The 12623-nt window shown below is 61.7% G+C and carries 10 protein-coding genes and 1 pseudogene; 5 read left to right on the forward strand and 6 right to left on the reverse strand.

Features of this window, described 5'->3' with window-relative positions; translation table 11 throughout:
- Positions 1–28: 28 nt before the first annotated feature.
- From ACQY47_RS05445 to ACQY47_RS05460, 4 genes are all read right to left on the reverse strand, one after another.
- Positions 29–1678, reverse strand: a complete 1650-nt coding sequence (locus tag ACQY47_RS05445; protein ID WP_428556350.1) for an AMP-binding protein — start codon at positions 1676–1678, stop codon at positions 29–31.
- Between the two features lie 86 nt (positions 1679–1764).
- Complete coding sequence (gene sixA, locus ACQY47_RS05450; protein WP_428556353.1) at positions 1765–2214, reverse strand: phosphohistidine phosphatase SixA; 450 nt, start codon at positions 2212–2214, stop codon at positions 1765–1767.
- Positions 2211–2558, reverse strand: a complete 348-nt coding sequence (locus tag ACQY47_RS05455; protein WP_017134465.1) for a DUF4389 domain-containing protein — start codon at positions 2556–2558, stop codon at positions 2211–2213. Before ACQY47_RS05455 ends, sixA begins: the two co-directional genes overlap by 4 nt.
- A gap of 11 nt (positions 2559–2569) precedes the next feature.
- Positions 2570–3595, reverse strand: a complete 1026-nt coding sequence (locus tag ACQY47_RS05460) for an NAD(P)H-dependent glycerol-3-phosphate dehydrogenase (protein WP_099549019.1) — start codon at positions 3593–3595, stop codon at positions 2570–2572.
- A gap of 193 nt (positions 3596–3788) precedes the next feature.
- Between ACQY47_RS05460 and ACQY47_RS05465 the strand changes: the two genes are divergently transcribed.
- From ACQY47_RS05465 to fabB, 5 genes are all read left to right on the forward strand, one after another.
- The gene (locus tag ACQY47_RS05465; protein ID WP_428556357.1) at positions 3789–5909 is read left to right on the forward strand and encodes a TonB-dependent receptor plug domain-containing protein; all 2121 of its coding nucleotides are present in this window, start codon (positions 3789–3791) and stop codon (positions 5907–5909) included.
- Between the two features lies 1 nt (position 5910).
- Positions 5911–6840 (forward strand): ABC transporter substrate-binding protein, encoded by a 930-nt coding sequence (locus ACQY47_RS05470; RefSeq protein ID WP_428556360.1) that lies wholly within the window; start codon positions 5911–5913, stop codon positions 6838–6840.
- A complete protein-coding gene (locus ACQY47_RS05475) occupies positions 6837–8738 on the forward strand; it encodes an ATP-binding protein (RefSeq protein WP_017134469.1) in 1902 nt (633 codons plus the stop codon). Before ACQY47_RS05470 ends, ACQY47_RS05475 begins: the two co-directional genes overlap by 4 nt.
- Before the next feature lie 249 nt (positions 8739–8987).
- Positions 8988–9503, forward strand: coding sequence for a 3-hydroxyacyl-[acyl-carrier-protein] dehydratase FabA (gene fabA / locus ACQY47_RS05480; RefSeq protein WP_003210552.1), 516 nt, complete (start codon positions 8988–8990; stop codon positions 9501–9503).
- Between the two features lie 11 nt (positions 9504–9514).
- Positions 9515–10735 (forward strand): beta-ketoacyl-ACP synthase I, encoded by a 1221-nt coding sequence (gene fabB / locus ACQY47_RS05485; RefSeq protein ID WP_017134470.1) that lies wholly within the window; start codon positions 9515–9517, stop codon positions 10733–10735.
- Between the two features lie 176 nt (positions 10736–10911).
- On the opposite strand, the gene ACQY47_RS05490 is transcribed toward fabB, so the two are convergent.
- Positions 10912–11775: a methyl-accepting chemotaxis protein gene (locus ACQY47_RS05490; protein WP_371318486.1), complete on the reverse strand. Its 864-nt coding sequence runs from the start codon at positions 11773–11775 to the stop codon at positions 10912–10914.
- Positions 11767–12537: pseudogene (locus ACQY47_RS05495) on the reverse strand (MCP four helix bundle domain-containing protein); the annotation flags it as partial. The gene ACQY47_RS05490 and the pseudogene ACQY47_RS05495, both read right to left, overlap by 9 nt.
- Between the last annotated feature and the right edge of the window lie 86 nt (positions 12538–12623).

Consider the following 12623-nt stretch of genomic DNA (forward strand, 5'->3'; position numbering starts at 1 on the left):
AGTCGTCCTTATTGGTTTTATTACGGTCCTAATCCTGCCACACAATCGGCTCACTGCGTTCGCTCCAAGCCGAAAATTGTGCACCGTAAGTCGACTCGATCACGTTGCGTTTTATCTTTAAGGTCGGCGTCAAAAAGCCGTTTTCCACCGCCCAGTTGTCTTTGACCACCACCAGTTGGCGCAAGCGTTCATGCTTGTCCAGTGCGCCGTTGACCTGTTCCAGCCAGCGTTCCAGGCTGCTGCGCAGTGCCTGCCGGTCCTGGCTGCCAGCCGACAACACGCATAGGCCCATCGGCGCCAGCAAGCCATCGCCGACTACGCACACCTGTTCGATGCGTGCGTGTTCAGCCAGGCGGTTTTCGATCGGCGCCGGGGCCACGTATTTGCCCTTGCTGGTCTTGAAGATCTCCTTGAGCCGCCCGGTCAGGCGCAGGCGGCCACCGGCGTCCTGCTCACCCTTGTCGCCCGTGCGCAGGAAGCCATCGTCAGTGAGGGTTTCGGCGGTTTTCTGCGGGTCCTTGAAGTAGCCGAGCATGGTCGCACCACTGCGCACCTGCACTTCACCCGTCAAGTCGATGCGCACTTCGACGCCAGGGCACGGCAGGCCGATCCAACCCAGCGTTTGTTGGCCAGGGCGGCATACATGGGAATAGCCGCAGCTTTCGGTCATGCCATACACCTCCAGCACATCCAGGCCCAGGCGTTGATACCAGCGCAGCAGGGCCTCGGGCACCGGGGCGGCGCCGGACAGCGCGATGCGCAGTGCATCCAGGCCCAGCCCGGCCAGCACTTTGTGCCCGACGCGCTTGCCGATAAAAGGCAGACGCAACAGGGTATCGAGGCGTTTTTGCGGGATTTTGGCGTAGACGCCCATCTGGAACTTGGTCCAGATACGCGGCACGCCGAACAAGGCTGTGGGCCGCGCCCGGCGCAGGTCGGTCAGAAAAGTCTCGAGGTTTTCGGCGAAAAATACAGTTTGCCCGGTATAGATTGAGGCCAGCTCGACAAACATGCGCTCCGCCACATGGCACAGCGGCAAGTACGACAGCAGCCGGTCGCCCTCGCCCAAGCCAAATATCTCTGTGCCGCGCGTGGCCGCAAATCCAAGGGCGCCAAAGGTTTGCATCACGCCTTTGGGCAGGCCGGTCGTGCCGGAGGTGTAGACGATGGTTGCCAGGCTTGCGGCATCCGGCGCGGGGTTGTCCTGGATCGGCGCATTGGCTTGCAGGTCTGCCCAGCTGAAATCAAAGTCGCCGGCCGGGCACAACGGCAAGCTGATGGTCGGCAACCCGGCCGGGATGCCGGGCGCCATCGCAGGCCAGTCATCCAGCTTGCCGATCAGCACCAGCGCCGCCTCGGAATGCGTGAGCACATGGTTGACGGACTCGGCCGTGAGGTTGGGGTACAACGGCACCGACACATGCCCGGCCATCCAGATCGCCAGGTCGGCAATGATCCAGTGCGCACAGTTTTTCGAGATCAGGGCAATGTGCGAGCCTTGGGGCAATTCCCGGGCGCGCAACCAATGCGCGGCGCAACGGGCCTGATGGCCGACATCGCCCCAGGTGAGCGTCTGCACCTCGCCGCCGCCGATGGGTTGCACCAGAAAGGGTTTGCGCGGGTGTCGCGCTTCACGTTCGAAGAAGACCTGCAACGGCAAACGAAAAGCGACAGGCATGGGACGCGCTCCTTTGTGATCCGATGATAGCCAACCAAGCACTTGCTTGGTTGACTATATAGCACACAAAGTCGCGATTGCTTTTCCTACGGATGCTTCACACTGACCAGGCTCATCAGCCCTGCCAGCGGAAAATCGCCTTCCAGCTCCGCCAGGCTGGCGGTGTGCATCGGCTCTGGCTGGCGCTGGTGACCATGCTGCAAAAAGCTGATCAGGCTGCCCACCAAGGGTTGGTGGCTGACCAGCAGCACGTTGTCATCGGTGTCGAGCTTTTCCAGCACTTGCTGCGGGTTGCCCTCAGGCGTCAACCACGGCACCGTGCGCACCTGCGGCTCGAACCCCAGTGCACCACGCACCAAATGCGCCGTCTGCTGCGCCCGCACATAAGGGCTGGCGATAATTGCACTGATGGGCTGACCAATCAGATGCGCAGCACTGCGCAACACTTCACCACGGCCATGCTCGGTGAGGTTGCGCTCGGCGTCGGTGCGCGCATGCCCTTCGGCTTCACCATGGCGCAAAATCCATAGCTTCACAGCTTTGGCTCCTCATCACGCACCGGGTGCGGCGCTGGCGGCACGCTGTGGGCGGCTTCGCCTTCGGGTGCACGCGGGGTTGGCCAATCGGCGAACGGCCAGGGTTTCTGCTCGGTGTGAAAGCTGCCGAAACGGCCGATCTGCGCCAGGAACTGGCTGAGGCTGTCGCCAAAATTCATCAGGCCCAGATTCGGCGCGCCGTAGATCAGGCGATAAATCAGCTGCACCACCACCAGCGCACCGAGCAGGAACTGCGCCACTTGCCACACCAGGGCAAACACCAGCATCCACAGGACGCGCAGCAGGATGGACTCGTATTTTGGGGTGTCTTTAGGATCGTTCATGTGCGCGTTCCTCAGTTGAAACCGCTGGTGGAAATGAAGTCGACGTCAGTCTTGGGCTCGGCGCGCATCAGCACCTCGATCACCTGGTCCAAGGTGCGCCCTTCAAACAGGATCGCATGCAGGCCGGCGACCAGCGGCATGTACACACCGACTTCCTGGGCCTTGGCCTTCAACACCTTGAGGGTGTTGACGCCTTCGGCGACTTCGCCCAGGCGCGTGACCGCGTCTTCCAGGCTCAGGCCCTGGCCGAGGGCGAAGCCGACTTGATAGTTGCGGCTTTTGGGCGACGAGCAGGTGACGATCAAGTCACCTACGCCGGCCAGCCCGAGGAAGGTCATCGGGTTGGCGCCCTGGTTCACGGCAAAGCGGGTCATCTCCGCCAGCGCGCGGGTGATCAGCATGCTTTTGGTGTTCTCGCCCATGCCCAGCGCCACGGCCATGCCGGCGATGATCGCGTAGACGTTTTTCAGCGCCCCGCCCAGCTCGACGCCAAAGCGGTCGCCACTGGCGTAGACGCGGAAGGTACGGCCATGCAGCACGGCCTGCACACGTTCGCACAGTGCTTCGTCTTCACTGGCCACCACCGTGGCGGTCAGCGCGTGCTCGGCGACTTCCCGTGCCAGGTTCGGCCCGGACAGCACGCCGATGCGCGCCTGCGGGGCGATCTCGGCGAGGATTTCGCTCATCAGCTTGAAGGTCTGCGCCTCAATGCCTTTGGTCAGGCTGACCAGCAGCTTGCCGGCCAGGCGTTCAGCGTGGGGCGCCAACACCGAGCGCAAGGCGCTCGAAGGCAGCGCGACAAAGCACAGGTCACAGTCGGTCAGCGTGGCCAACAGGTCGGTGACCGGCTCCACCGCCGGATGAATCTTGATGCCTTTAAGGTAACGGGGGTTTTCCCGATGCACGCGGATGGCCTCGGCCTGCTCGGGATCACGCATCCACTGGCGCACCGCGTGGCCGTTCTCAGCCAGCAGGTTAGCCACGGCGGTACCAAAACTTCCGCCTCCCAGGACCGCAATAGGGCGCTGTTCAGTCATATGCAATCCGTTAATCCTTACATGGCGATGGCGGCATTATACGGGGCGACCCGCTTGCGGCCAGCCCCCGCGTCAATTCGTGCGCTTGTCGGAAAATGCCACACTTGTGTGAAGTAATTGCAAGTCCCACGACTGGCAAATGGCCCCACCTCAGTTAACATGGGCGGCTATCCGTAATTATCAAGGCTGCACCGTGCATCTGGGCCATCCTCCTCGCTCATCTCTGTTGCTGATGTTGCTGTGCAGCACACCTGCGCTGGCGGATGACCTGTTTCTCGACAGCCAACCACTGCCGCAAGTGTTGACCGCCACACGCCTCAAGCAATCGGCCGCGGCCGTGCCCGGCAGCATGACGGTGATCGACAGCGAGCTGATCAAAGCCAGCGGCGCACGCGACATCGCCGAGCTGCTGCGGCTGGTGCCGGGGATGATGGTCGGCTACACCACCGGCAACCAGGCGGCGGTGAACTACCACGGCACCAGCGCCAGCGACGCGCGACGCATGCAGGTGTTGATCGACGGGCGCTCGGTGTACCGCGCGGGCCTGGCCACCGTGGACTGGAGCGACATCCCGGTGGCCATGGAAGATATCGAGCGCATCGAGGTGTTCCGTGGCCCCAACACCGTCAGCTACGGCGCCAACGCACTGATGGCGGTGGTCAATATCCTCACGCGCTCACCGGCCAACAGCCACGGCTCGCGGATTAAAGTCATCCGTGGCCAACGCGGCATCAACGACTATTACGCCAGCCAGGGTGTGGGCTGGGAAACCGGTGACTTGCGCCTGTCCTTGTCCGGCCAGCAGGACGATGGCTTTGACAGCGACGCCGTCGGTGCCGACCGTCGTGACGGCCGCCGCCTCAACCGCTTCAGCCTGGCGGTGAGCCAGACCCTGAATGCGCAACAGAGTCTCGATTGGCAATTTGACGCCAAGGAAGGCACCAACCAGCGTCCTTATACCTACCTGCCGGTGTTTGCCGGGATTACCGAAGGCGGCACCAATTCCGATGCCGTCGCCAAGGACTATGCCGGGTCGTTGCGCTGGAACTTCGACTTCAACCCCGAACACAGCCTGTACATTCAAGGCTCGGCCCAGCAATGGGACCGCCAGCAGGTCTGGAAAGCCTGTGACGCCAAGGTCTCGTTCAGCCCGGAACTGACGCAGTTGTGGCAGTTGAACCCCAACTATGCCGAACGGTTGGCGCGGCACATGGACACCTACAGCCAGGGCGTTGCACCACCCGGCAGTGCCGCCGAACAAACGCTGGGCAACCAGGTACTCGACCAGTGGCGCAACGGCGCGAACCAAAGCGTGTGCGGCGACATCGACCAAAGCACCCGCGAAAGCCGCTACGACCTGGAGATTCAGGACACCCTGAGCCTGTCCGATAGCCTGCGCCTGGTCAGCGGCATGAACTACCGTTACGACCGCGCCGACTCAGACACCTACTTCAACGGCACCCTTGACGACACCACCTGGCGCTTGTTCGGCCACCTGGAATGGCGCGCCAGCGAACACTGGCTGCTGCAAGGCGGCGCCATGTACGAAGACACCCACCTGAGCGGCAACTCGCTGACGCCACGGGTGGCGGTCAACTACCTGATCAACCCGCGCCACGGCTTGCGGGCGGTGTACTCCGAGGCGATTCGCTCGCCGGACATGTTCGAGAACAACGTCAACTGGAGCTACCGCGTCACCAATTTGAGCTCCCCGACCTACGGGCAGAACTCCGGGCAATATTTTGTGGTAACGCGAGGCCCCGGCAACCTCGATAAAGAGTTGATGCGTTCACGAGAGCTGGGCTACAACGGCTTCTTTGCCGATTTCGGGTTGAATGTCGACGTGAAACTGTTCTACGACGAAATCACCGAGATGATCAGCTCGCCGCTGCGCAACAACCAATACATTGCCAGCAACGCCAACAGCGCACGGTTCACCGGCGCCGAATCGCAGTTCGACTGGCGCATGAGCAACACCGACCGTCTGCGCCTGACCTATGCTTACGTCGACGCCGCTTCCAGCAACCCGCTGGACAAGGCGCAGACCGCACGCAACAGCGGCTCGGCGGGTTGGCTGCGCGAGTGGGGCCACGGCTGGTCCAGTGCGCTGTTCTACTACGGCGACGATGCGCTCAACCAATATCGCTTCGAACGGGTCGACCTGCGGGTGGCCAAGCGCATTGCCCTGGGCAAAGCCAATGTGGAGCTGGCCGGCATGTTGCAACAACGCCTCGATAACCAGCCCACCACCTGGGCCGATAACAACTACGACAGTCGCCATGTCCTGTATTTCAGCGCGGAGCTGGAATTCTGACATGGGCGCTCAGTCACGGATGACCCCCTTCTTTATCTCTCGGCTCTGGCGCCGCGCCTTGCTGCTGGTGTGCCTGTTGCTGACCGCGCCGGCGTGGAGCGCCGATATCCTGTTGACCGCCGCCGAAGACGGTGCCGGCGTTCAGGCATTTACCCTGGCCCTCGCCCAGCAACGCCCCGAAGACCAGGTGAGCTTTGTCCCGCTCAAAGACTTGCCCGCGCCGAGCCAGTTGCCGCCCGGCACGCGCCTGATCCTGCTGGACCTGCCCGGCCTCGACTGGCGCCTGCAGGATGACCAGGGCCCGCCGACCCTGGTGTTGCGCATCAGCCGCTTGCAGGCACGCCAGCGCCTGGGCACCACCCACCCGGCAAAAATCAGCCTGTTGTGGAGCGACCCGCCGCTGGCACGCCAACTCAAGCTGATCGCCAACATCCTGCCGCAAGCCCAACGCATCGGTGTGCTCTATGGCAGCGACAGTGAGTTCCTGCTGCCGGAGTTGCGCGAGTATGCAGCGCCCATGGGCCTGGAAATCGTGGCGCAACGCTGGGACAACATTAACGACAGCCGCCCGTTGCAAAACCTGCTCAAAAACAGTGACGTGCTGCTCGGCCTCGACGACCCGCAGTTGTACAACCCGAAAACCGTGAAGAACCTGTTGCTCAGCAGCTACGCCCAGCAACTGCCGCTGGTGGGGCCCAACGCCGGGTTCGTCAAGGCCGGCAGCCTGGCCAGCACCTACAGCGACCAGGCCGACTGGCTGGCGGTGCTCGACCGGCTGCTGGATCATCCGCCAGCCAACTGGCCACGCAGCCTGTACCCGCAACACTTCAAAGTCGTGGGCAACCCGCAGGTCGCGCGCTCACTGGGGATCGAACAGGTGGACGAAACCGCCGTCGCCGCCCGCCTGGCCGAAGGAGAAAAACGCCCATGACCTTGCGCCGTCGTTGGGACATCAACACCCGCACCCAGCTCATCACCCTGGGCCCGGCGCTGTTGCTGACCTTGCTGTTGATCAGCTTCTTTACCTTCGTGCGTATCCAGGACCTGCGCCAGGAACTCGACCACACCGGCCAGTTGATCGCCAACCAACTGGCCCCGGCCACGGAGTACGGGGTGATTTCCGGCAACAACGATGTGCTCGAAAGCCTGCTGCGTGCCACGCTGGCCACCCCGCATGTGCGCTTCCTGGAGATTCAGGACAGCACTGAGAACATCCTGGTGTACGTCGAACAACCTTCGGAAAAACACGACCGTTCGCTGTCGGTGAAAGTGTTCCAGGCGCCCATCCGCTTACAGCATATCCAGCTGGGCAATGACTTTTTCCAGGACAACCTCAACGAACCCAAGGCGCCGCGTGCCGATTACCTGGGCCGGGTGATCGTCGGCATGTCCAACGACGCCTTCAGCCAGCGCCAGCAGGAGATTCTGTTCAAGGCCGGCATCCTCGCACTGTTTGCCCTGCTGTTTACCTTCCTGCTCGCGCGGCGCCTGGCCGCGAGCCTGTCGCAGCCGATCAGCGCCATGGGCCACGCGGTAAAAGCCATCCAGCAAGGCGACTACAAGACACCGCTGCCGATTGTCGATGACTCGGAGCTGGGCGACTTGTCGCGGCACATCAACAACCTCGCCGAAGGCCTTAACCAGGCCAGCCGCGAACAGCACCAGGCCATGGCCCAGTTGATCCAGACCCGCGAAGAAGCCGAACGGGCCAACAACGCCAAGTCGGACTTCCTGGCGATGATGAGCCACGAGTTGCGCACGCCCATGAACGGCGTGCTGGGTATGCTGCAACTGCTGGAAACCACCGAGATGACCGAGGAGCAGACCGAGTACGCGGCGCTGGCCTCGGAGTCCACCGAGCACCTGCTTAAAGTCATCAACGACATCCTCGATTTCTCACGTATCGAACGCGCCGCGCTGGAGCTGGAACATATCGCCTTCAACCTGGCGGACCTGATCAACAGTTGCGCCCAGGCCTTCCAGCACAGCGCACAGCAACGTGGGTTGAGCCTGGAATTACCGATTCCGCTGGGCATGGACGCCTTGCGCGTGAGGGGTGACCCGACGCGTATCCGCCAAATCCTGGTGAACCTGATCGGTAACGCGCTCAAATTCACCGAGCACGGCAGCGTCACCGTCGAGCCCCATTGGCAAACTCTCGACCATGAACTGGTGTGGTTCACCTGCACGGTGCGCGACAGCGGCATCGGGATTTCCGCTGAACGCCTGGAGCTGATGTTCGATGCGTTCCAGCAGGCTGACAGTTCCATTTCCAGACGTTACGGCGGCACCGGCCTGGGCCTGCCTATTGCTCGCACGCTGGCCGAACGAATGGGCGGCACGTTGCGCGCGCAAAGCCAGGAAGGCCGTGGCTCGGTATTTACCCTGGAAATTCCACTGGCCATCGACCAGCACAGCTTGCCGGCGATCGCCCTGGACGCCGAGGGCAAGGCCAGCGCGGGTGATGGCCGCCATGTGTTGCTGGTGGAAGACAACCCGGTCAACCGCACCGTGGTCGAGGCCATGTTGCGCAGCCTGGGCTTTGAAGTGAGCCTGGCCACCGACGGCGCCGAGGCAATCCGCAGCGCCGAGAGCCTGATTTTTACCGCGATCCTGATGGATTGCCGCCTGCCGCTGATCGACGGCTACGAAGCCACCCGCCGGATTCGCCAACTGCCCGGCTGCGCCGACCTGCCGATTATCGCGTTGACGGCCAACGCCTTGCAGGGCGATCGCGAAGCCTGTCTGGCAGCCGGAATGAACGATTACCTGGCCAAGCCGTTCAAACGCACGGATTTGCAGCAAATACTGCAGCGCTGGGTGCAATAGCGCCGCGCCATCAACCAACTGCGACTGGCGCGAGAGACGAAAGTGCGGCAGTCTTAGGCACCCAAACGGGCCGATAAACAGGCTCGGTTTAAAATTTCAGTGAACAAGTGTACATTGAGTACCTTGACGCTGTGACTTTCACTACAACGCAATAGTCTATGTGTAGGCTGCCGGTATGAGGCATGAACGCTTCATTCGGTCCGGGAAGATTTACCCTGCCCTGCCGCATGGGATTATTGAGGAGCTCGCATGACCAAACAAAACGCCTTTACTCGGGAAGACCTGCTGCGCTGCAGTCGCGGTGAGCTGTTCGGCCCAGGTAACGCGCAACTGCCCGCCCCGAACATGCTGATGGTGGATCGCATCACCCATATCAGCGAAGAGGGTGGCAAGTACGGCAAAGGTGAATTGGTCGCCGAGCTGGATATCACCCCTGACCTGTGGTTCTTCGCCTGCCATTTCGAAGGCGACCCTGTGATGCCGGGCTGCCTGGGCCTTGATGCCATGTGGCAACTGGTCGGTTTCTACCTGGGCTGGCAAGGCCTGCCAGGTCGCGGCCGCGCCCTGGGTTCGGGCGAAGTGAAGTTCTTTGGCCAGGTCCTGCCGACTGCCAAGAAAGTCACCTACAACATTCAAATCAAGCGCGTCCTCAAGGGCAAGCTGAACCTCGCTATCGCCGACGGTTCGGTGACTGTCGACGGTCGCGAGATCTATACTGCCGAAGGCCTTCGGGTCGGCGTATTCACTTCCACTGACAACTTTTAAGGGTTATCCGCATGCGCCGCGTCGTTATCACTGGTCTGGGCATTGTTTCTTGCCTGGGCAATGACAAAGAGACCGTCACCGCTAACCTGCGTGCAAGTCGCCCTGGCATCCGCTTCAACCCGGAATATGCCGAAATGGGTCTGCGTAGCCAGGTTTCCGGCTCCATTGACCTGCCCCTCGAAGAACTGATTGATCGCAAGATCTATCGCTTCGTCGGCCACGCTGCCGCTTACGCTTACCTGGCCATGAAAGACGCCATTGCCGATTCCGGCCTGAGCGAAGACCAGGTTTCGAACGTACGCACCGGCCTGATCGCCGGCTCCGGCGGCGCATCGACCCTCAACCAGATGGAAGCGCTGGACATCCTGCGCGAAAAAGGCGTGAAGCGCGTTGGCCCGTACCGTGTAACGCGGACCATGGGCAGCACTGTTTCGGCCTGTCTGGCCACCCCGTTCCAGATCAAGGGTGTGAACTACTCGATCTCCTCCGCCTGCGCCACCAGTGCTCATTGCATCGGTACTGCGGTCGAGCAGATCCAGTTGGGCAAACAGGACATCGTATTCGCCGGCGGCGGCGAAGAAGAACATTGGAGCCAGTCGTTCCTGTTCGACGCCATGGGCGCGCTGTCCACCCAGTACAACGAAACCCCGGAAAAGGCCTCCCGCGCCTACGACGCCAAGCGTGACGGCTTCGTCATCGCCGGCGGTGGCGGCATGGTGGTGGTCGAGGAGCTGGAACACGCTCTGGCCCGTGGTGCAAAAATCTACGCGGAAATCGTCGGCTACGGCGCTACTTCCGACGGCTACGACATGGTTGCGCCGAGCGGCGAAGGTGCCATTCGTTGCATGCAGATGGCCATGTCCACCGTGGACACCCCAATCGACTACCTGAACACCCACGGCACTTCGACTCCGGTCGGCGATGCCAAGGAAATGGAAGGCGTGCGTGCGGTATTCGGTGACAAGGCTCCGGCCATCAGCTCCACCAAGAGCCTGTCGGGTCACTCCCTGGGCGCAGCCGGCGTTCACGAAGCGATCTACTGCCTGCTGATGATGGAAGGCAACTTCATGGCCGGCTCGGCCAACATCGACGAGATAGACCCGGTCGTCGCCGATATGCCGATCCTGACCAAGACCGTTGAAAACGCAAAAATCGACACCGTGATGAGCAACAGCTTCGGCTTCGGTGGCACCAACGCCACCCTGGTACTGAAACGCTGGCAGGGCAAGTAAGCCCCGCAGGTTGATCACCTGAAAAAGCCCCGACTGGTTCGGGGCTTTTTTGTGGGCAATGGAATGAGACCGAGTCGCCTACATCGCAGGCAAGCCAGCTCCCACATATGACGGTGTTCGCCATTCAACATGTGGGAGCTGGCTTGCCTGCGATAGCGTCACCTCGGTCCCAAGCCCTACACCGAAAACCGCGCCACCATGGTATTCAGGTCCACCGCCAACCGCGACAACTCCTGGCTCGCCGCACTGGTCTGGTTAGCGCCCGTCGACGTCTGATGCGCCAGGTCGCGAATATTCATCAAATTGCGATCCACCTCCCGCGCCACCGCTGCCTGCTGCTCCGAGGCACTCGCAATCACCAGGTTGCGCTCGTTGATCAAGGTAAAGGCCGACGCAATCTCCTCCAACGCCGTGCCCGCCGACTTGGCGATATCCAACGTAGAGCGCGCCCGCGTATTGCTCTGCTGCATCGAACTGACAGCTTGATCGGTGCCTTGCTGAATCCCGCTTATCATCAATTCTATTTCCTGAGTCGACTGCTGCGTGCGATGGGCAAGTGCCCGCACTTCATCGGCCACCACCGCAAACCCACGCCCGGCATCGCCCGCGCGCGCCGCTTCGATCGCGGCATTCAGCGCCAGCAAGTTGGTCTGCTCGGCAATCGAGCGAATCACATCCAACACCTTGCTGATGCCATAGACCTTCTGCGCCAAGTCCTCAACCTGGGTCGCGTTGGATGTGACGTCATCGGCCAGCGCTTCAATCGACACCACGGTCTGATGCACCTGCTCGCGCCCACGCTGGGCAATGCGGTCAGACTCGCGGGACGCCTGTGACGTGGCCACCGCATTGCTCGCCACCTCCTCCACCGCCGCGGTCATCTGGTTGACCGCCGTGGCCGCCTGTTCAATTTCCTGGTTCTGCTGGTGCAAACCACGGGTCGCATCTTCAGTCACACAACTGAGTTCTTCAGAAGCCGAGGCCAATTGGTTCGAAGACTCGGCAATCCGTCGAATGGTGTCGCGCAGGTTCTCCTGCATGCCCTTGAGCGCCTGCTGCAAGCGCGCGGGTTCATCGTTGCCGGTTACGTTGATCTCACCAGTGAGGTCGCCGCCTGCCACGCCCTGGGCAACCTTCAGCGACTGCGCCAACGGCAGCACGATGCTGCGGGTCAGCCATACCGCCAGGCCAATGGTGATCAATGCTGTGAGCACTATCATGCCAACCACCCATGTGCGCGATTGGGTGAACACGCTCTGCGCGAGGTTCGCGGCCTGGTTGGCACTGGCCTTGTTCAAGGCGACCAGGTCGTGCAGGGTCGCGGCCATCTCATCGGCCAGTTGATTCATCTCCCCATTGACGATCCTGACCGCATCCTCCAGCTGGTTGGCCTTGGAAAACGCCATCACCTGCTCCTGACGTTGCAGGTATTGCTGCTCCTGGTTTTTGAAACGATCAAACAGTACACGCTCTTCGGGCAGTACGATCAACGCTTCGTAGAGCGTCTGCGCATGGTGCAGGCCGTTTTTCAGGTCGGTGAGCTTCTGTTCGTTCTGCGCCAGCGCCTGCGGGTCACGGTTGACCACCAAACGCAGGGTGAGGGCACGCACCCGCAACAGGTCCTGGCTCATCTCCCCCACCGCCATCACGCTGGGCAGCCAGTTGTTCTCCACCTGATCGGACTGCTGGCGCATATTGGCCATCTGCAGCAGGGCGAAGCCGCCCAGGGCAAACACCATCAATGCCAGCACGCCAAAGCCTAAGCCTGCGCGCGGGGCGATATTCAAACTACGGATACTCATGCCTGGATTCCTTCCGAATGCGCTGCATCCACCTGCAGCAGGTCTCCTGAAAGGTATCGGCCCTTTGTCGCGTTTGCGTAAGACGA

Origin of the sequence: Pseudomonas edaphica (assembly GCF_965277385.1) — a bacterium.
GTDB lineage: Bacteria > Pseudomonadota > Gammaproteobacteria > Pseudomonadales > Pseudomonadaceae > Aquipseudomonas > Aquipseudomonas edaphica.

What these genes read in the sequence shown, in the direction of transcription:
- ACQY47_RS05490 (WP_371318486.1), bottom strand. Translation starts at nt 11,775, where the DNA reads ATGCAGGAGAACCTGCGCGACACCATTCGACGGATTGCCGAGTCTTCG.
- ACQY47_RS05455 (WP_017134465.1), bottom strand. Translation starts at nt 2,558, where the DNA reads ATGAACGATCCTAAAGACACCCCAAAATACGAGTCCATCCTGCTGCGC.
- ACQY47_RS05445 (WP_428556350.1), bottom strand. Translation starts at nt 1,678, where the DNA reads ATGCCTGTCGCTTTTCGTTTGCCGTTGCAGGTCTTCTTCGAACGTGAA.
- fabB (WP_017134470.1), top strand. Translation starts at nt 9,515, where the DNA reads ATGCGCCGCGTCGTTATCACTGGTCTGGGCATTGTTTCTTGCCTGGGC.
- ACQY47_RS05460 (WP_099549019.1), bottom strand. Translation starts at nt 3,595, where the DNA reads ATGACTGAACAGCGCCCTATTGCGGTCCTGGGAGGCGGAAGTTTTGGT.
- ACQY47_RS05475 (WP_017134469.1), top strand. Translation starts at nt 6,837, where the DNA reads ATGACCTTGCGCCGTCGTTGGGACATCAACACCCGCACCCAGCTCATC.
- fabA (WP_003210552.1), top strand. Translation starts at nt 8,988, where the DNA reads ATGACCAAACAAAACGCCTTTACTCGGGAAGACCTGCTGCGCTGCAGT.
- ACQY47_RS05470 (WP_428556360.1), top strand. Translation starts at nt 5,911, where the DNA reads ATGGGCGCTCAGTCACGGATGACCCCCTTCTTTATCTCTCGGCTCTGG.